This is a genomic window from Caloramator mitchellensis (assembly GCF_001440545.1).
Lineage (GTDB): Bacteria > Bacillota > Clostridia > Clostridiales > Caloramatoraceae > Caloramator > Caloramator mitchellensis.
Genome location: NZ_LKHP01000021.1, coordinates 1 through 20,277, shown reverse-complemented (window position 1 = coordinate 20,277; position 20,277 = coordinate 1). Strand labels below are relative to the sequence as shown.

At 31.8% G+C, this 20,277-nt stretch carries 19 protein-coding genes, 1 tRNA gene and 1 CRISPR repeat array; of the genes, 18 read left to right on the top strand and 2 right to left on the bottom strand.

From position 1 onward, the window contains the following. Positions 1-265 precede the first annotated feature (265 nt). Genes ABG79_RS11465 through ABG79_RS11425 form a run of 9 tightly spaced genes read left to right on the top strand, consistent with a single transcriptional unit; the run spans position 266 to position 8,742 of the window. Positions 266-586: a hypothetical protein gene (locus ABG79_RS11465; RefSeq protein ID WP_057979609.1), complete on the top strand. Its 321-nt coding sequence runs from the start codon at positions 266-268 to the stop codon at positions 584-586. A gap of 9 nt (positions 587-595) precedes the next feature. After that, the gene (locus tag ABG79_RS11460; RefSeq protein WP_057979608.1) at positions 596-1,642 is read left to right on the top strand and encodes a V-type ATPase subunit; all 1,047 of its coding nucleotides are present in this window, start codon (positions 596-598) and stop codon (positions 1,640-1,642) included. Between the two features lie 10 nt (positions 1,643-1,652). After that, entirely contained in the window at positions 1,653-3,614 is a 1,962-nt protein-coding gene (locus tag ABG79_RS11455) for a V-type ATP synthase subunit I (RefSeq protein ID WP_057979607.1), read from the top strand. Positions 3,615-3,618: 4 nt separating this feature from the next. Beyond that, the gene (locus ABG79_RS11450; RefSeq protein WP_057979606.1) at positions 3,619-4,035 is read left to right on the top strand and encodes an ATP synthase subunit C; all 417 of its coding nucleotides are present in this window, start codon (positions 3,619-3,621) and stop codon (positions 4,033-4,035) included. 11 nt (positions 4,036-4,046) lie between these two features. After that, positions 4,047-4,355 carry a V-type ATP synthase subunit F gene (locus ABG79_RS11445; RefSeq protein ID WP_057979605.1) on the top strand — a complete coding sequence of 103 codons (309 nt, stop codon included), beginning with the start codon at positions 4,047-4,049 and terminating at the stop codon, positions 4,353-4,355. A 9-nt stretch (positions 4,356-4,364) separates the two neighbouring features. After that, entirely contained in the window at positions 4,365-4,946 is a 582-nt protein-coding gene (locus tag ABG79_RS11440; RefSeq protein ID WP_057979604.1) for a V-type ATP synthase subunit E, read from the top strand. Positions 4,947-4,957: 11 nt separating this feature from the next. Further along, positions 4,958-6,724: a V-type ATP synthase subunit A gene (locus tag ABG79_RS11435; protein ID WP_057979603.1), complete on the top strand. Its 1,767-nt coding sequence runs from the start codon at positions 4,958-4,960 to the stop codon at positions 6,722-6,724. 1 nt (position 6,725) lies between these two features. Beyond that, on the top strand, positions 6,726-8,090 hold the full coding sequence (locus tag ABG79_RS11430) for a V-type ATP synthase subunit B (protein WP_057979602.1): 1,365 nt from the start codon (positions 6,726-6,728) through the stop codon (positions 8,088-8,090). 4 nt (positions 8,091-8,094) lie between these two features. Beyond that, complete coding sequence (locus ABG79_RS11425; protein ID WP_057979601.1) at positions 8,095-8,742, top strand: V-type ATP synthase subunit D; 648 nt, start codon at positions 8,095-8,097, stop codon at positions 8,740-8,742. Positions 8,743-8,777: 35 nt separating this feature from the next. Here the strand turns inward: ABG79_RS11425 and ABG79_RS11420 are convergent. Together ABG79_RS11420 and ndk are read right to left on the bottom strand one after the other, a co-directional pair. Then, positions 8,778-8,853: transfer RNA gene (locus ABG79_RS11420), tRNA-Pro, on the bottom strand. Positions 8,854-8,889: 36 nt separating this feature from the next. Further along, entirely contained in the window at positions 8,890-9,297 is a 408-nt protein-coding gene (gene ndk / locus ABG79_RS11415) for a nucleoside-diphosphate kinase (RefSeq protein WP_057979600.1), read from the bottom strand. Positions 9,298-9,371: 74 nt separating this feature from the next. On the opposite strand from ndk, the gene ABG79_RS11410 reads away from it, so the two are divergent. The 9 genes from ABG79_RS11410 (at position 9,372) to cas2 (ending at position 18,511) form a co-directional block, all read left to right on the top strand. Then, positions 9,372-10,298 (top strand): 3'-5' exoribonuclease YhaM family protein, encoded by a 927-nt coding sequence (locus tag ABG79_RS11410; protein WP_057979599.1) that lies wholly within the window; start codon positions 9,372-9,374, stop codon positions 10,296-10,298. A gap of 234 nt (positions 10,299-10,532) precedes the next feature. Next, positions 10,533-11,258, top strand: a complete 726-nt coding sequence (gene cas6, locus ABG79_RS11405) for a CRISPR-associated endoribonuclease Cas6 (protein ID WP_057979598.1) — start codon at positions 10,533-10,535, stop codon at positions 11,256-11,258. Then, the gene (cas8a1, locus tag ABG79_RS11400; RefSeq protein ID WP_057979597.1) at positions 11,259-13,028 is read left to right on the top strand and encodes a type I-B CRISPR-associated protein Cas8b1/Cst1; all 1,770 of its coding nucleotides are present in this window, start codon (positions 11,259-11,261) and stop codon (positions 13,026-13,028) included. After that, positions 13,021-13,914, top strand: a complete 894-nt coding sequence (gene cas7i / locus ABG79_RS11395; RefSeq protein WP_057979596.1) for a type I-B CRISPR-associated protein Cas7/Cst2/DevR — start codon at positions 13,021-13,023, stop codon at positions 13,912-13,914. The genes cas8a1 and cas7i overlap by 8 nt, the downstream gene beginning before the upstream one ends. 4 nt (positions 13,915-13,918) lie before the next feature. Further along, a complete protein-coding gene (cas5b, locus tag ABG79_RS11390; RefSeq protein ID WP_242859338.1) occupies positions 13,919-14,596 on the top strand; it encodes a type I-B CRISPR-associated protein Cas5b in 678 nt (225 codons plus the stop codon). After that, positions 14,593-16,734, top strand: a complete 2,142-nt coding sequence (locus tag ABG79_RS11385; protein WP_057979595.1) for a CRISPR-associated helicase/endonuclease Cas3 — start codon at positions 14,593-14,595, stop codon at positions 16,732-16,734. Before cas5b ends, ABG79_RS11385 begins: the two co-directional genes overlap by 4 nt. Before the next feature lie 11 nt (positions 16,735-16,745). Then, complete coding sequence (gene cas4, locus ABG79_RS11380) at positions 16,746-17,273, top strand: CRISPR-associated protein Cas4 (RefSeq protein WP_057979594.1); 528 nt, start codon at positions 16,746-16,748, stop codon at positions 17,271-17,273. Continuing rightward, on the top strand, positions 17,266-18,246 hold the full coding sequence (gene cas1b / locus ABG79_RS11375; RefSeq protein ID WP_057979593.1) for a type I-B CRISPR-associated endonuclease Cas1b: 981 nt from the start codon (positions 17,266-17,268) through the stop codon (positions 18,244-18,246). The genes cas4 and cas1b overlap by 8 nt, the downstream gene beginning before the upstream one ends. A 1-nt stretch (position 18,247) precedes the next feature. Continuing rightward, positions 18,248-18,511, top strand: coding sequence for a CRISPR-associated endonuclease Cas2 (cas2, locus tag ABG79_RS11370; protein WP_057979592.1), 264 nt, complete (start codon positions 18,248-18,250; stop codon positions 18,509-18,511). Between the two features lie 186 nt (positions 18,512-18,697). Then, positions 18,698-20,105: a CRISPR direct-repeat array (repeat unit 29 nt; unit sequence GTTTTATATGGACAATGTGGGATGTAAAT). Positions 20,106-20,277 lie beyond the last annotated feature (172 nt).

Sequence of the window (20,277 nt, the reverse complement as noted above, 5' to 3'; positions counted from 1 at the left end):
AAACGAACTTGTTAGCGTAGTTAATAAATTTAAGATTCAGTAATTAAATAATTTTTTATAAAAGTCCCAACTTAGAAACAGTTGGGGCTTTTTTTGAAATTTCGAGGAAATCAAATGTAATAAAAGAACGAACACAATAAAGGGTCAATAACAGGTTTATATTCAGAAAATTGAAACAAAATAAGTATAAATCAATCAATATTGGTTTTGTATATTGATTTTCACAGTATTACAATTATATTATGCTTATCTGGGGAGGGATATTATGGATGGCGAAATTGCATCTGTCATTAAAAACTTAATACATATAGATAAAAATGCCAGCGAATTAAGGGAAAAATTTAAATTAGAGATTGAAAATAGAAAAAGGCAGATTGGTGTAGAAATTGAAAAATTAAAACAAGAGATAATAGAAGATGAATTAATCAATATAAATGAATTTGAGAAAGAGAAAATGGATAAGGCAAAACTGCAAGCAGAAAAAATTATTAACATTGCAAAGGAAGAATGCAGTGATTTAGAAAAAAAATACAGCGATTCAAAAGCTAAATTGATTAAAAAAGCAATCGACGAATTGTTTAAATAGGGTGATTGTATGGATAAAAATACTGTTTATGGTGCTGTAAATACAAAGGTTCTTTCTATGTATGGCAAGTTTTTAAAAATGGAAGATTATTCAAAGCTTATCAATCTTAAATCACCTATTGAAATTGCACAATATCTAAAAGAGACCGAAGGTTATAAAATGGCCTTTAAAGGAGTCGATGTAGAATACTTGCACAGGCATCATATTGAAATAATTTTAAAAAAGCACCTCATAGACTTTATTGATAAAATAATTCACTTTTTTCATGGGGATTTAAAGAATTTTATCAAATGTTTTTATATAAAATATGAGATATTTGATTTAAAAAGAATTGCAAGGCTTATTCACGTCGAAAAGGATTTTGATAATTTAAAGGAGAGCCTTATATTTGTTGGCAAGTATAGGTTTATTGATGTCGATAAAATAATAAAGGCGACAAAGGTATCGGAACTTATTAATTTATTAGAAGGAACTGTATATTATCCGTTTCTAAAAAATCTTGTTGATGGTAACGAGAAGGAAAATCTATTTAGGTTTGAAATGTCTCTTGATAGGGCTTTTTTTGTTCTTTTAAATGAGAATGCTAAAAAGCTCGAGGAGGATGATAAAAAATCATTTTACGAAATTTACGGAACTCTTTCGGATATGCTTAATTTAAAGTGGATATATAGAAGTAAAAGATATTTTAACCTATCTCCAGAGGAAATCTTTAATTACACCATCGACTTTGGGAACAAGTTTAACTATTCCAAGATTAAAGAGTTTTGCTATTCAAAGAGTCTTGAAGAGTTTTTATCAAATGCAAGTAAAACACCCTATGCTTTTATGTTCAAAGGGGATGAAAAGCAGGACATTTATATGGAAAGGCGTATAAACAGGTATATGTATTTTAAGCTAAAAAAGGTGTTTGTAAAAAGGGAACTTGACATCTCAATGGTTTTAGCATTGCTGGAACTAAAGGAATTTGAAATATTGGATATAATATCAATAATAGAATGCGTTAGATATTCTATCGATGTCGAAGAATCAAAAAAATACCTCATTATAGACTTATAGGGGTGGGAAAATGGCAGTTGCAAAGATGGAAATGATTAATTTGGTTGGCCATTTAGACTTTTTGGACGAAGTTTGCAAAAGGATTATAATGTCTGAATCAGTGCATATGCTCAATGCGATAAATGAGATAAGTGAGAATAATTTCCCTATAATGGATGTAGATGATATAGATGCTCTGGCGGATATAAATTATATAAGACCCTACAGCAGCAGAAAAGATTTAAAGGACGTTGAAAAGAAGATCAATGCTATCATTGACATATTTGATTTAAATAAAAAGGTCAAAAAGGAATTTTTAAGGGAAAGATATGATTTCAGACAAGATGTAATTGAGGTTAACGAATTATATAATTTATTACAAGAAAGACACTCTTCATTTTTAGAATTAGAAGAAGAGCATAGGGAGCTTGACGAATTAAAATCCTACCTTATTCATATTAAGGACGTAGATGTAAATTTAAATGAACTTTTTAATCTTAAATATATCAAATTTAAGATTGGAAAACTAAACAAATACGATATGGATAAGGTTAAAAAGAATTATGAAAATATATCGGGAATAGTTCTTAAATTTTTTCAAACAACAGATTACTCTCTTGTTATGATATTTTATCCCACAGCAGTTGAAAATGAGGTTTTGAGGATATTAAACTCGGTTAATTTTGATGAGTTGAAATTTAAGTATAAGTTTTCAGGAACTGCTATGGAGTGGATTGAATGGATTGAAATAAGAAAGATTGAAATTAGGGAAGAGATACAAAAATTAAGGGATGAAATTCTTCACATAAAAAAAGAATATGGTTCAAGAGCAGAAAAATACTACTCAAAATTTGTAATGGAAACTAAGATAGAAGAATTAAAAAACAATATTGCTGTTACAAACGAATTTTTCTATATCTCTGGTTGGATTCCTTCAATCCATAAGAAGAGATTAAACAAAATGCTTGAGGATATAGATGAAAGGGTAATAGTTATTTATAAGGATATGGGTGATGTAAGGGAAGGGCTGGAGCCACCGACCTATCTTAGCAATGGATATTTAATACGCCCATTTGAGTCAATAGTTAAAATGTATGGTATTCCTTCCTATAAAGAATTAGACCCAACAGCGTTTGTTGGAATAAGCTATATGCTTCTATTTGGGGCGATGTTTGGGGATTTGGGGCAAGGATTGGTGTTGTTTTTAATAGGTGAGATACTGAATAGGATAAAACACAGGCCAAACCTTGGGGGAGTTTTATCGCGGCTTGGAATAAGTTCAATGGCATTTGGGCTTATATATGGAAGTTTTTTTGGATTTGAGGATATACTTCCGACATATATAGTCAGGCCCATGGTTGAGATAAACAAAGTGCTGATATTAGCCGTTGCATTTGGAGTGATTTTGCTCTCGGTTGGATTTTTTTATAACCTTGTAAACTGCTATAGAAATAACGATTTGGAAGAAGGAATATTCAGCAGAAACGGTGTGGCAGGGCTTGTTTTTTACTGGATGCTTTTGTATTACATCATTATTAAGGTAGAAGGCAGAGAGGGCTTTTTACCAGATGGGGCTATTTTATTTATTTTAGCATTCGCACTGATTTTGATATTGTTCAAGGAACCTATTGTTAATATTTTAAAGGGGGAGAAAAGGCTCTACCACGAATCAGTGTCGGATTATTACATCGAAGGTGGTTTTGGAATTGCTGAAACACTTTTGAGCCTTTTATCAAACACTCTTTCATTTATAAGGGTTGGAGCCTTTGCAATAAACCACGTTGGATTGTTTCTGGCCTTTGAAACTCTTGCAAAGATGATGCACGGAGGAGTTGGAGGGGCGTTGATGCTGGTTTTAGGAAATATCGTGATAATAGGACTTGAAGGATTGATTGTATTTATTCAAGGGCTAAGGCTTGAATACTATGAACTGTTTAGCAAATTTTTTAAAGCAACAGGTTATGAATATTCACCAATTTGTATAAGGGGGTAATATTATGTGGACATTTGTTATTTTAGCAACTATTATAGTCATAATAACCATTACAAAGGGAGTTTTAAGCCTTAATAGGGAAGTTTATAGCAAGGAGAAGATTAAAAGGGAGCTAAAGCTGAATATTTTTTCTATGGTGCCTGTTTTAACAGGGCTTATAATTACAATGATTCCACGTGTGGCATACGCTGCATCGAGCACTGACAGTGCAGCCGGGCTTGGCTTTATTGCAGCCGGCCTTAGCACCGGGCTTGCAGCAATCGGCGCAGGTTATGCAGTTGGTGCCGTTGGCTCGTCTGCACTTGGGGCAGTTTCGGAGGACCCTAAAATACTTGGAAAAACTCTCATATTTGTAGGTCTTGCTGAAGGGATTGCAATTTATGGTCTTATAATTTCTATTATGATTTTAGGAAGACTTTAGGATGTGATTTAATGAGAATATATCTTATTTCAGATAGTCATGATACATTTGTTGGAATGAGGCTCTCGGGAATCAAAGGAGTTCTTGTCAATAGTGCATCGGAGGCTGAGGAAGAAATAAATAGCATTTTAAGGGATAAGGAAGTGGGTATTATCGTTTTGACCGAGAGGTTGTCCAGTCAATTGAAAAATTTGGTGGATGATATCAAATTGAACAGGGACCTTCCGCTTATTGTTGAAATTCCTAACAGGCACGGAAGCATTAAGGATAAGGATTATATAACAGGGTATATTAAGGAATCCATTGGTATCAGGATTTGAGGTGGTTTTATGGTGACGATTGAAGAGAAGATAAAGCTGTTTACTGAACTTATATATCAAAAAATAGAGAAGGAAAATCAGGATGAAATATCAAAATTTAACGAGGAGTATTCTGATATTTTAAATCAAAAGAGGCAGGAGTTTGAAAAATATATTGATAATTTAAAGGAAGAAAGGATAAAAAGCATAAAGGAAGAGGTAGAAAAGGTTATTTCAAAGGCAAAGTATGAACAAAAGAGGATGATTCTTAAAAAGAAGCAGGAGATTTTTGAGTTGTTTTTTAGGGATTTAAAGGAAAGTATTTATAAATTCGTTGCGACTGAAGGGTATAGAAATTGGGTGCTTAAAAGTTTTGATGAAGCATCTTTAAAACTATTTGATGGAAAGTTTAAGATTACAACAAATCGAAATACCTATGATATTTTAAAAGGCAAACTTCAGCAAGGAAAGGTAGAGTTTGAATTAGATGAAAAAATGGCTGGTGGTTTTATTTTGGAAGACAGTAATAGGCTAAGAATAGACTGTTCGATAGAAAATATTTTAGAAGATAATAAAGAGAGATTGGGCTTGATTTTGTTCAAGTGGCTTTAGGTGGTGATTTGATGGAACACAAGGGTATTATAAACTACATCAACGGTCCTGTAATTAAAGCTTCCAATATGCAGGATTTTAGACTTAGGGAGATGGTGGCAGTAGGCGAAAAAAAGCTTATAGGTGAAGTAATATCAATAGATGGAGACGTTGGGACAGTTCAGGTTTATGAGGAAACTGCAGGGCTAAAGATAGGAGAATATATATATTCAACAGGTAAGCCTTTATCAGTAAAACTGGGACCGGGTATAATAGGCAATATATTTGATGGAATTGAAAGGCCTTTAAATTATATTTATAATTCAACAGGTAAATTTATCAGCGAAGGAATTGGACTTGTTTCAATAGATATGAATAAAAAATGGGACGTAAAGTTCATTGTAAAGGAAGGGGAATATTTAAGCTCTGGACAGCCCTTTGTCTATGTTGAAGAAACTCCACTTGTAAGGCACTATATTATGGTTCCACCAAAGATAAAGGGAAGGGTTATATATGCTGCAAAGGATGGTGAATATACCCTTGATGATGTTATATTGAAGCTTGAGGATGACAAAATACATGAGCTTAAACTGTATCAGGAGTGGCCTGTCAGGATTCCAAGGCCTGTTAAAGAGAGAAAACCAATTGAAAAGCCTCTTATTACAGGTCAGAGGGTAATCGATACTTTTTTTCCAATTGCCAAGGGTGGAACAAGTGCCATTCCAGGTGGATTTGGAACTGGAAAGACTATGACTCAGCATCAGCTTGCGAAATGGTCGGATGCTGATGTTATAGTTTATATAGGCTGCGGCGAAAGAGGCAATGAGATGACGGAGGTTTTAGAGGATTTTCCAAAACTTATAGACCCTAATTCAAAACTTCCTCTAATGAATAGAACAATACTCATTGCAAATACGTCAAACATGCCGGTTGCAGCAAGGGAGGCCTCTATTTATACAGGGATTACGATTGCGGAATATTTTAGAGATATGGGATACAATGTTGCTATTATGGCTGATTCAACTTCAAGGTGGGCGGAGGCTTTAAGGGAAATTTCAGGGCGTCTTGAGGAAATGCCTGCAGAAGAAGGATATCCAGCATATCTTGCATCAAGGCTTGCAGAGTTTTATGAAAGAGCAGGTTATGTTGAGACCTTGGGAGGAAAAGAAGCCTCAGTTACTATAATAGGCGCTGTATCTCCTGCGGGAGGGGATTTTTCTGAACCGGTAACACAAAATACCAAAAGGTTTGTAAGCGTATTTTTGAGCCTTGACAAAATGCTTGCCTATTCAAGACACTATCCTGCGATAAACTGGCTGTCAAGTTATAGCGGTTACCTTTCGATACTCGATGGCTGGTATAAAAGAAATGTTGCCGATGATTTTTTAACCTTAAGAGGGGAAATGCTAAAGATTTTACAGGAGGAGAACAAACTTCAGGAAATAGTAAAGCTTGTTGGAGAGGATGTTCTGCCGGACGAGCAGAGGCTTATTCTTGAGGTAGCAAGAATAATAAAAATTGGATTTTTGCAGCAAAATGCATATCATAAAGAGGATACTTACGTTCCCTTAAATAAACAGTATCAAATGCTAAGAATGATAAAACTATTTTATCAAAATGCAGCAAATGCAGTGAAAAAGGGAATTCCAATAGGCAAGATAAGACAAACTGAAGTATATAATGACCTTTTAAAGATGAAATATTCCATTCCTAATGATTACAAAGACCATTTTATAGATTTAGAAAATAAAATTTTATCTTCTTTCCAGCAAATATTAAATGCTTATGAAGGTGATTAAAATGCTAAAAGAGTATCTGCAAATAGATAAAATAGAAGGGCCATTGATTGTTCTTTCAGAGGTGGAGGATGCTTCATATGATGAAATAGTTCAAATTAGAACTAGCGAGGGGATAAAGCACGGAAAGGTGGTGCAGCTTCAAGACGATAAGGCCATTGTTCAGGTGTTTGAAACAACTTCAGGGCTTTCGGTTAAGGATGTTTCGGTTAAGTTTACCGGAAAACCTCTTGAAATATCGCTTTCGATGGATATATTAGGAAGGATTTTTAATGGATTTGGTCAGCCTATCGACGGAGGAGGACCGATTTTTAGCGGAACAAAGATGAATGTAAATGGAAGGCCAATAAATCCAGTAGCAAGAAGATACCCAAGAAACTATATTCAAACTGGCATTTCTGCCATAGATACTTTAACTACGCTAATAAGGGGGCAGAAACTCCCTATATTTTCAGGCAACGGTCTTCCGCATAATCAAATAGCCGCCCAGATTATAAATCAGGCAAAAATAGCTGATGGTGAAAATTTTGCTGTTGTTTTTGGGGCGATGGGAATTAAACATGACGATGCCCATTATTTTGCAAAAATTTTTGAGGAGTCGGGAGTTCTTGAGAGGGTTGTTATGTTTTTAAACCTTGCTGACGACCCGGTTGTTGAAAGAATTGTGACGCCAAGATGTGCCTTAACTGCTGCAGAATATCTGGCTTTTAATGAAAATATGCATGTTTTGGTTGTTTTGAGCGATATGACAAGCTACTGCGAAGCCCTAAGAGAAATATCGTCTGCAAGAGAAGAGGTGCCGGGCAGAAAGGGGTATCCGGGATACCTTTATTCGGACCTTGCGTCGATTTATGAAAGGGCTGGAATAGTTGAAGGAGCAAGTGGCTCGATAACTCAAATTCCAATTCTTACGATGCCGAACGATGATATAACTCACCCGGTTCCAGACCTTACGGGATATATCACTGAAGGGCAGATTGTTCTTAGCAGGGAGATTTTCCAAAGGAATATTTACCCTCCGATAAATATACTGCCGTCCCTTTCAAGACTTATGAAGGATGGTATAGGTGAAGGATATACAAGGGAGGATCACCCTTCTGTTGCAAATCAGATTTTTTCTTCCTATACTAAATATCAAGAGATTTTGGCTCTTGCACAGGTTATAGGAGAAGATGAGCTGTCTAATCTTGATAAAAAATATATTGATTTTGGAAGGGCCTTTGAGGAAAGGTTTTTAAGGCAGTATTTTTATGAGGATAGGAGCATCATAAATTCGCTTGATATCGCATGGGATATTTTATCCATCCTTCCTAGAAATGAGCTTGATAGAATTGAGCCTGATTTAATCGACAAATATTACAAGGGGTGATTAGATGGAAAACAACATTGCCCCAACTAAATCAAATCTTATGAATGCAAAATCTATTTTAGATTTCTCTAAAAAGGGATTTGAACTTCTTGACCAGAAAAGAAATGTTTTGATTAGGGAGATTATGAGCCTTGTAGACAGGGCAAACGAGATACAGTCTAAAATAAACACTACTTTTTCCGAGGCATATGAGGCACTGCAGATGGCGAATATTACAATGGGTATTCAGGCTGTTGAGGATATAGCGTCTACAGTTCCAGAGGTAGAGGAGTTTGAGATTCTTTTTAAGAGCGTTATGGGAGTAGAGGTGCCGATTGTTAGGTTCAAGGGTGAGGACGAAAAGCCAAGCTATAGTTTATACCAGACCAATTCATCTATGGATGTTGCTTTTTCCAAATTTCAAGAGGTAAAAAGGCTTATTTTTGAACTTGCCGAACTAGAAAATTCAGTTTATAGGCTTGCTAATGAAATTAAAAAGACGCAAAGAAGGGCTAATGCTCTTGAGAATATTCAAATTCCCAAGTATGAGTCTATTGTAAAATTCATCCAGGAGGCTCTTGAGGAAAAGGACAGGGAGGATTTTTTCAGGTTAAAGGTGGTTAAAAAGAAAAGGGTAAAGAAGAAAAATATAAAAAGTCAGCAACCGCGTTGATTGCTGACTTGATTTTCTTTGAAAAATAATAAAATTGGTCTGGGTGACTGGACTTGAACCAGCGACCTCCAGAACCCCATTCTGGCGCGCTACCATCTGCGCCACACCCAGACGACTATTTATATTATACACCAAAATAATTTTTTTTCAACAGATTTCTGGGAACCAAATCTTTATTTCTCTTTCTGCTGATTCAGTTGAATCAGAAGCATGAACTATATTCTCGGTTTCGTCAAATGCGTAATCGCCTCTGATACTTCCTGGCAATGCATCTTGATATTTTGTTGAACCATTTATAATCCTTGCGCATTTTACAGCGTTTTGACCTTCTAATATAATAGCTATAACCATTCCAGAGGTTAAAAATCTAATCAATTTTTCAAAAAAATCCTTTCCTATATGTTCTTTGTAATGTTCCTTAGCCATTTCAGCAGTAGGATAAACTGACTTGATTGATGCAACCCTTAACCCCTTCATTTCATATCTTTTAATGATGTCGCCTATTAAATTTCGTCTTACCCCGTCAGGCTTTATTAGGACTAAAGTTCTTTCCATGTTTATCCCTCCATTATAATATTATGTGTTTTAAATCCCAAAAATTATGTATAATATATCATGAGGTGATTTGAATGCAGATAAGTGTTAATCAAAAATTTGAAAATGTTGCAGTAGTGGTTAGAGCAATTTCTAAAAAGGTTGACCAAAACAATAAAGGTTATTATCATCTTCAGGTTGGTATTGGTTTGAAAAGCTACGATGCAAAAATTTGGAGCGACGATGAGAAAATCAACAACGAAATTATTCCCGGTTGTATTGCATATATAAGCGGAATTGCAAGGGATTTTAAGGGAACAACCCAGCTTCATATAAATACTATAGAGAGAATATTCAATCCTTCTCAGGATTTGATAAATTCCATTCTTCCCACAGGTTTTGCAAATGAAAATGATATGGTAAACGAGATAAATAGGTTAATTGATACAATACAAAACCCCTATATTAAAAGTTTACTCCAGAACATATTCGAACATCAAGAAGTAAAAAAACATTTTTACAAAAAAGCTGCAGGTGCTGAAATACACCATGCCTATATAGGCGGGCTTGCACAGCATACGATTGAGGTTGCAAAAATTGTAAAGGGCTACTGTGAAATATTTAGTTATATTAAATATGACGTTGCTATGGCTTCAGCCCTATTGCACGATATTGGTAAAATATTTGAGCTTTCAAGTTTCCCAGAGAACAAATATACCACAAGAGGTAGAATGCTTGGACACATAACTTTAGGTTACGAATTCGTTAGCAAGTTAATATCAGAGATAAAGGATTTCCCAACTGATATCAAGCTTGATATACAACACTGCATTTTATCTCATCACGGTATGCTCGAAATGGCATCGCCTGTTGTTCCGATGACTATAGAGGCGATTGCGGTTCATAATGCTGATAAGGCAAGTTCGGAGATAAATGGATTTAACCTCGCTATTCAGAGGGATACTGGAACAGACTTATGGACAGAATACAGCCCGGCATATAAACGATATATAAAAAAATAATACTGCCAAGTGGCAGTATTTTTTGTATTCACATAAACACTTTTAATAAATAAAGTTATAAGCCTATCGATATATGAATTCAATGGGAAAATATAACAATAAATATAAGGGGATTTAGAGCAGTTAGAGGGGGAGGTAAAAAATTAATAATTGGATGTTAACAAATTTTAAAATTTTAGCAGGAATTTGGAAAAAAATATAGAATTATTTAATAAATGTATTGGAGGTGAGAGTTTGAGATTAAAGTGTATTTTTAACGCTGACAGGATACCCGTTGCTTATAATATGATGTTTGTTAGCTTAATTAAAGAATGTTTGAAAATAGTTGATGAAAAATATTTCAATGAAATTTTTTTGTTTGAGAACAGGGCAAATAAAATGAGCAAACCTTTTGCATTTTCAGTAGGAATAAAAGGATTTGAACTACAGGGTGATGAATTCATAATTAGTGGAGATGTTGAGTTAATTATCACTTCTCCAGATACGAGATTTTTTATTAATCTTTACAATGGACTGCTTAGAATTCATGATTTTAGATATAAAAATTATTTGATTAAAAAGAAGAAAATAATTCTTCTACGAGAAAAGCAGATTACACAAGATGAGGTTGTATTTAAAACATTATCACCTGTTTGTTTTAAAAACAAAAGCGGAAGATTTTTAGACATTGAGGATAATGAATTCACTGAAGAATTAAATTATTTAGCAGATTTGGTTATTAAAAATTTTAGAGGTTATGGCTTGAAAAGAAAACTGTCGTTTAAGAATGTCAGCCTTAGAAAAAGAGTAGTAAAAATTGATAGAAATTATTGTGCCGAAAAAGAAGAAGATAAATATAAAGTTAATGCATATTTTGGCGAATTCAAATTATCAGGTGATGCAGAGGATTTGAATTTATTGTATCAACTTGGACTGTCTTTCAGAAGAAACCAGGGATTTGGCGTGTTAGAGGTGATGTAGGTGCAAGTAAGATTATATATGAACGATTGGTTTTATAACATGGGGCTTGTCGGGATGATCAGAATATTTAAACATACAGAGAGTAAAGGAATAAGTATTGACTATAAATTAAAGGATAACTATTTGGAATTTGAAAGTGATGTTTTATCTAATTTTCATGAATACTATTTCGACTACTATATTGATGAATATGATAAGGATTATAAAAGGTTTTTAAATGACGTTTACAATTTGTCGAATACAATTAATAAAGAAGAAAATAAAAAAGTTATTGAAAAATTAGAAGAGTTTTGGAATAATTCTAAACTTGAGAAAAAAGCAGCAGCTAAGGGATTCGAAGAAATTACAAAAAATATAAAGGACGATATAAAAAAGTTAAAAAAGAACTTAGATATTAATCTATATAATAATGTTTTAAAAGAGATTTGTAATTTGCTCAATAAACAAGCAGTGAAGGAAAAATATGCGCTTGATAGCATAAGAAGTATAATGTATGACAATTTTTTTGGACAAGTAAGCTTTTTACAAAAGAGTTTAGCCAATAAAAGCGTTGAAGAACATAAAGCCATTATGTTTAAAGATTACATTAATCCAATCATAATTGAAAACAAAGTTGAAGTTGCAAGGGGAAAGGGAGATTATTCTAAAATTGTTGAAACTATTGAATCAGAAAATGATTATAAGAAGATTAAATTATATAAAAAGTTTTTGAAAAATAGTAAAAAGGATATAAACCAATTTAATTTACAAATTGATGAATTAAATAAATGTTCTATTTGCCATGAAGGAATATCATTCGAAGAAGATTTTAACGAAGGAAAATTTTTGCCGCTTGGCGTTAGCAATGATTATTCTGCAAATTTCTTTTGGAGATTAGAAAACAAATATCCTATATGTGATATTTGCAAATTAGTTCTATTGTGTGCACCTGCAGGAATTACAAGAATAAACAAAAACTATATTGAGATTAATAAAACAGATGACCTTTGGAAAAAGTTTTACTATGTTTTTGTTAACTTAGATACGGATATTGAAGACTTGTATAAAAAGAACGAATCTTTTAAAAATAGAAGCAGTGATAGAATTCCATACGATGAATTTGTTTTAAATATAGTAGAACAGGAAAGGGAAAAATCGATTTGGACACTGCAGAATATACTGTTTGTTGAATTTAACGCTAAATATGAAAGTAAGAAGGCTAATTTAAAATATTTTCATATGAACAAATATGTTGCGTTATTTTTTAAGGATTATGCGGATAAAACTATTAGGAACATTAAAGATTATAAATTTAAAATGGAATTTATTGATAACATTTTTAGCAATGGAAATTTAGATAAAGTAATTTTTAATAAATTAAATGAAAAAATTAAGCAAAATTTTGGTATGGATATTTATTTTGCTTCAAAGGCAAATGCTATTTTAAACTGTTTAAAAATGAAGGGAGATGTAGATAAAGTGAAGAAGAAAGTATATTCAGCTTTTCTTAGTGGCCAATCCATGAGAGAACATCTTAAAAAACATGGCTCAGAGAATAAAATAAGTTCAGTTGCATACAGACTTTTAAACACTGCAAAAGTTGGAAATAAAAAGGAGTTTATGGACACTGTTTTAAGATTATATATAAATTCTGAAATTGAAATGCCAAGAATTTTTCTTGAGGGTTTTTATGAAGAAGATGTGGATTTTGAGACAATAGCCCAAAGCTATATATCCGGTTTGATAACTGATAAGAATAATTCACATGGGGAGGTTGTTGAAAATGAGTAAAACTGTTTCAATGAGCGTTATTTTTCAAGCACAAAGCCTAAATTATGGTGAAGGAACTGGAAATATTTCAGAACTTAAAAAATTGACAAGAGGCAATGGAAGTCAGCAAACAGTTGCTTCTAGACAATGCTTAAGATATGACATTGTTAGGCTTGGTAGCAGTATATTCAATTGGAATTTACAAGTCGTTGATAAGAGCAAAGGAACTGTTCAATTTAAGGATGATTTAACAATAAAGGAATCTGAAGAGATGGATTTATTTGGATATATGAAAACTAAAGAAGGTGAAGGTGGAACAACAAGACCAGCAGTTGTAAGGTTGAGCTTTGCAACTTCGTTAGAACCTTATAGAAATGATGTTGAATTTTTGAGCAATAAGGGACTTGCAGATAGAATTAATGAAGATGCAAATATTGCAAATATTGAACAGCACTTGAGCTTTTATACATACACTATAAATATTGATTTGGATAAGGTAGGAAAAGATAATAGCATTTCATTAGATAATGGAAAAAGGTATGAGAGAATAGAACAATTACTCGAAATAATTAAGATTTTAAATAGAAATATTAGAGGCAGACAAGAAAATTTATCTCCATTATTTATAATAGGCGGAGTTTATGATTTTCCTAATCCCTTCTTCCAAGGAAGAATCAAGTTGATTAATGTTAAAGAATCGTTTGGAATAGACCTTGAACCAATTAAATCTACAATGGATATTTCGGTATTGAACAAGAAAGTAAAGGATACTACCTATGCAGGATTAGTAAATGGAGTCTTTGCTAATGAAAGCGACTTGAAATCTGAATTTAAAGAAAAACTTTTGACAGTTAATGAGTTTTTTGAAAATATTAAGCGAGAAGTTAGAGCTTACTATGGGGTGTGATTTGATGATGAAGGCTTTAAAGTTGAAAATATATCAGGAGATGGCTTGTTATAAGAAACCGTTTGCTTTGAAGGTGGCAGAGACATATCCTCTGCCTCCTTATTCTACAATAAAGGGTTTTTTACATTATATACTCAAAGCACAAAATTATATAGATATGGCTATATCTGTTCAAGGAGATTATGAAGATAAATTCGTAAATCTTCAAACCTACTATTTTTTTAAGGGAAAAGAAGTCACTAAAGCTCCTTTAAATGTGCACTATCTTCATAATGTTAATTTAATAATTCACATATATGCAAATGAAAATATTTTAAACAATATATATGAAAACGTATACAGTTCAAAAGAGTTTTTTTCGATTGGAAGAAGAGAAGATATCGCAAGAATAGATGAGATTAAATTAGTTGAATTTAAACAATTAGACTTATTTGAAGAAATGAGTAGTTTTGATTTGAATTACTCAGCATATATTCCAAAATTTTATGGTTATGAAGGAATTACTGGAATAAATTATAGTTTGAACTATAAGTATGAAATTAAAAATAACTTGCGGGAATGGGAAAAAATTAATGTTATTTATGCTGAAAAGGAATCAAATTCAATTACAAACGGGAAGGTTTATGTAGATGAAGAAGAAGACATTATATTTTTTAATAAAGAGATTGAGGGATTATCATGATATATGCAAAATCAAATCCTGTGGAATCTTTAAAGTCTCATACTGATTATTTACTTAAAAATCTTACAATATTTAAAAATTTATATGGAGAAGAAGTTATTAGAGCTTCTGATTTTAATGATATTTGGGAATTATTGAGTTTGTCTTGCTTTTATCATGACTTAGGAAAGCTATTTACTCCATTTCAGAATGAAATAAGAAAAAAGATTGGTGAACCGCTATTGCAAACCCAGTTTAAAAATGAAGTTCCACATAATTTTTTATCACCTTCATTTATTGATATAAAGGCATTGAGGCAGAAATATGGAGAAAATATATACAAATCATTAGCACAAGCAATCATTTATCATCACGAGAAGGATAAAGATGTAGACTTTAAGTTAATTAAAAATATAGTTGAAAATGATTTAAAGAAAAATATCGAGAATTTGGAGAGTGAATTTAATAATAAATTTATAAATATAAACACATTATATGTAAATGAACTAAAAATAGAAAACAGAATAAGAGAAAGCTCTAATGACTACAGAATATATGTTATTCTTAAAGGTCTCTTGAATAGATTAGACCATAGTGCTTCTGCACATGTTGATGTTGAGATACAACCATCAGATAGTATTTCTAATATTACAAAAAAATACATACAAGATAAACTTAAAGGGAATCTAAGAGAACCTCAACAGTTTTGTTTAGAAAACAGGGAAAACAATATCATTATGATAGCTTCAACAGGAATTGGGAAAACAGAATCAGCATTATTGTGGATAGATAATAGCAAATCATTTTTCACATTACCAATTAGAGTTTCAATCAATGCAATATATAGAAGGGTATTTGAAGATATGCAGTTTAAAGAAGCAGGGCTGCTGCATTCATCGAGTTTTGAATTTATGAAGACGCAGGGATATGAAGATTCCTTTGAAAAATATGAAATATCAAGACAACTTTCGTATCCCCTTAATTTTTCAACAATAGACCAGCTTTTTACTTTTCCATTTAAATATAGAGGCTATGAAAAGATATTAGCAACATTAGCATATTCTAAAGTTGTAATTGATGAAATACAAGCTTATTCCCCTAAAATAGTTGCAGCTATTTTAAAAGGAATAGAAATGATAAATAAGTTTAATGGTAAATTTATGATTATGACTGCCACACTGCCGAACATTTTTGTTGAGTTTTTGAAAAAAAGAAATATAGAATTCGAATTTACAAAATTTCCATTAGATATTACAAGGCATAGGATGAGATTGTGCGAAAAATCAATAGATGAAGATATAGATATCATAATTGAAAAGGCAAGGGATAAGAAGGTTTTAATTATTGTTAACACTGTAAAAAGAGCAGTAGAAATTTTTGAAAAGGTAAGAATTAAGTTTTCTGAAACAAATCTATTGCACTCATTATTTATTCAAGAAGATAGATTGAAAAAGGAAGATAACATAAAAAACTATAATAAACCTGGCATTTGGATTTCTACTCAACTTGTTGAAGCATCATTAGATATAGATTTTGATTTTCTATTTACAGAATTATCAACATTGGATAGTTTGTTTCAAAGGATGGGCAGGTGCTATAGAAAAAGGGAATATGATTTGGGTGATGAACCTAATATTTTTGTCTATCCAAAGGATGCAAGCGGCATAGGAACGGTATACGATAAAGATATTTTTATTAAAGGAATAGAGATACTAAAAAATTATGATTTGAAATTGTTAAAGGAAGAAGAAAAAATGCAAATGGTCGATGAACTTTATTCAAGAAAGAATCTTGAAGGTTCAGATTATTTGAAGGAATTTGATAATGCAATAAATTTTCTTGATGCTGTATTTGATTATGACTTAGAACAAAAAGATGCTCATAAACAGCTTAGAGAAATGGCAAATGTTAAGGTAATTCCTATAGAAGTTTATGAGAAAAATATTTTGGTATTTGAAAATTACAAAAAAGAGAGGGATTTTAATAGAAAAATTGAGCTGTTTTTGAAAATTAAGCAACTTACATTAGATGTCCCATATTATAAAGTTAAAAACGCTCTAATGGAAGTAAAATATGTAAGAGATATTTTTTTGGTTAAGTTCAAATACGATAATATTATTGGACTGCATGTAGGAGAAGAAATTTCCAATTTCATATAAAAGGTGGTTTTATGGAATTTGATATTGATGAATTTAAGGTTCAAGGTATAAAAGTAAATTATTACTACATATGCAAAAGGAAGCTATGGTTTTTCTCTAAAGGAATAACTATGGAGGATAAAAACGATAGAGTATTGCAGGGAAAACTTATTCATGAAAATTCATACCAGAGAAGTCCGGCAAAGGAAGTAATGATTGATGATTTGTTAAAGGTTGACATTATTGAAGATGAATATGTCCGGGAAGTTAAAATTTCTAGTAAGATGCCATTAGCTGATAAGATGCAACTTATTTATTATTTATTTTACTTGAAACAGATTGGGGTAGTAAAAAGAGGAGTAATAAATTATGTTAAAGAAAAAAGAAGAGAAATTATAGAATTAAATAAGGAATTTGAAGAAGAAATTGTAAAAGCCCTAAAGGAAATTAAAAATATTAATTTAAGGGAGACCCCTCCTAAGCTTGAAAAGCTGCCATATTGTAAGAAATGTTCTTATTTTGAATTATGCTATGCTGGTGAAGGTGATTTTAATGAATAAAGATTATTATATTTTTTCGAATGGTAGATTGAAAAGGAAAGAAAATACTGTTTATTTTGAGGATACAGAAGGTAATCTAAAACTTCTACCAGTTGAAACTGTTGAAAAAATACACATATTTGGGGAAGTAGATTTAAACAATAAATTCCTTTCATTTATTTCTTCATATGGAACAATTATAAATTTCTATAATTATTATGGATTTTATATGGGGAGTTTTTATCCAAGAAAAAAGAATGTTTCAGGATTTTTACTTGTTAAACAGGCAGAATATTATTCAAAGGATGAAAAAAGACTGTATTTAGCAAAATGTTTTGTCGAGAGTGCTTCGTTTCACATTTTGAGGAATTTGAGAGAATATAAAAACACTGAGGGTGAGATTGAAAGAATAAACAAAGAAAAAGAAAATATTTATAAAGCTCAGGGAATAGATGAATTGATGGGAACTGAAGGTAGAATAAGAAAAATTTATTATGAAGCATTTAATAAAATGTTGAAGAATGGATTCGAGCTTTCCTCAAGAGAAAAAAGACCACCTAAAGATCCCGTAAATGCTATGATTTCATTTGGAAACATGCAAATGTATACAACTGTATTAGGTGAAATTTATAAAACTCAACTTGACCCAACAATAAGTTATCTTCATGAACCCTCCACAAAAAGATTTTCTTTAAGCCTTGATTTGGCTGAGATATTTAAACCACTAATAGTAGATCCGGTAATTTTTAAGCTGATTAATAATAGAGTTATAACAAAAGAAGATTTCGACTATGAAGAAGAGTTTTGTTTTTTGAATGACAATGGCAAGAAGAAATTCATCAAGGAATTTGAAGAAAAACTGCATACAACAATAAAACATAGGAAGCTTAACAGAAGTGTATCCTACAAAGGTTTTATAATTTTAGAGTGCTATAAATTAATCAAGCACCTTCTAGGTGATGAAATTTATAAACCGTTAAAGGCATGGTGGTAACATGTTTGTTATAATAACTTACGATGTCGGTGAGAAAAGGGTTAATAAAGTGAGAAAGAAGCTCAAACAATATTTAATGTGGACGCAAAATTCCGTTTTTGAAGGCGATATTACAGAAGGGAAACTTCAAAAGTGTATGGCTGAGGTAAATAAAATAATTAAGAAGGAAGAGGATTCAGTTTATATTTATAGAATATACTTTCCAGCACAGATACAAAAGGATATAATGGGTGTTGTAAAAAGTTATGAAGATATTTTTATATAGTTGCAGCGAAGCGTATAAGTTTTTTGAATGCAATTTTGCTTTGGAAAATATGATTTTATAGCCCTTATTGCCTTGTTGTAGTTTAACATTACTATACCTTTGCTGCAAAATTGATTAAAATACAACGATTGCGATGCCTAATAAAGCTAGAATTTTTCTAGGTTATTTTAATTTGGATTTTTGGGGGTTTTATATGGACAATGTGGGATGTAAATAATTTCTAACGAAATTATGGGGCTAAGGAGGTGAAAAAAGTTTTATATGGACAATGTGGGATGTAAATTCGGACTCTATGAGTTTTTTATTTCATCCTCATCAGTTTTATATGGACAATGTGGGATGTAAATTTGAATGACAACAATATTGAAAAAGTTAATATTCAGTTTTATATGGACAATGTGGGATGTAAATATATTTGATATTATCTACTGAAATGATATTATATAGCTTGTTTTATATGGACAATGTGGGATGTAAATTAAATTAAAAGAAAACGTTTTCTTGACATTAGATTAAGTTTTATATGGACAATGTGGGATGTAAATTTCATATGTGCAAGACATTTATAATTGCTATTAACTGTTTTATATGGACAATGTGGGATGTAAATAGTGCTGAAATATCTCCACTTCTTTCTATGCCTTTTAAGTTTTATATGGACAATGTGGGATGTAAATTTGCATTTTTAATTGCATGTCCTCTCTCGATTAAATGGTTTTATATGGACAATGTGGGATGTAAATTTGCAATTGCTACAATTGCTAAAAATACCATATTAGGTTTTATATGGACAATGTGGGATGTAAATTTATGTCATAAGTTTCTACATCTTTTATAGCTTCATGTTTTATATGGACAATGTGGGATGTAAATTATCATAAGCTAACTTAGTCATACTTTCAGACATATTGTTTTATATGGACAATGTGGGATGTAAATTCGCATAAGTCCAAGGGTTGTGTATCATCATCATTGCGTTTTATATGGACAATGTGGGATGTAAATATCATCTTCTATAACTCCGTTATAAACCTTCTTAATGTTTTATATGGACAATGTGGGATGTAAATTAGCTCGTGCTTCATTTGGTGTAATAAATCCACTTTGTTTTATATGGACAATGTGGGATGTAAATTTGCAATTACTGACGCTATACTTGCAGCTAATCCATGTTTTATATGGACAATGTGGGATGTAAATAAGTTCTTAAACAGCAAACAAAAGAAAATATTTAAGAGTTTTATATGGACAATGTGGGATGTAAATTCTATCTATATTATTCCAGTTAAAAATAATTTTATTCGTTTTATATGGACAATGTGGGATGTAAATATTTATGAATTTTATACAAGAAATAAGAATGTTTTAAGTTTTATATGGACAATGTGGGATGTAAATAGAAAAAATGCTAAAACATTCATCTGTGCATTAATCGTTTTATATGGACAATGTGGGATGTAAATAGCCCAGCATTAATAGTTTATCCAACATTGGAATTAGGTTTTATATGGACAATGTGGGATGTAAATGCTTATATTGTGATAATGGCAGCCCAACAACGATTTGTTTTATATGGACAATGTGGGATGGTAAGCGTCAAAACGCGACCACCTTTACAAAAAAAAGCCGCATTTTGATGCAACCTTTTACTTCAGTTTGGAAAAGTTTGGCATAGTTTCAAATAAATATTTCGAGACTGTAAAAATTTTTGTGTAAAGTGATTAAAAACCTCTTTCTTGGTAAGAATCAAAATATAAATCAAGAAA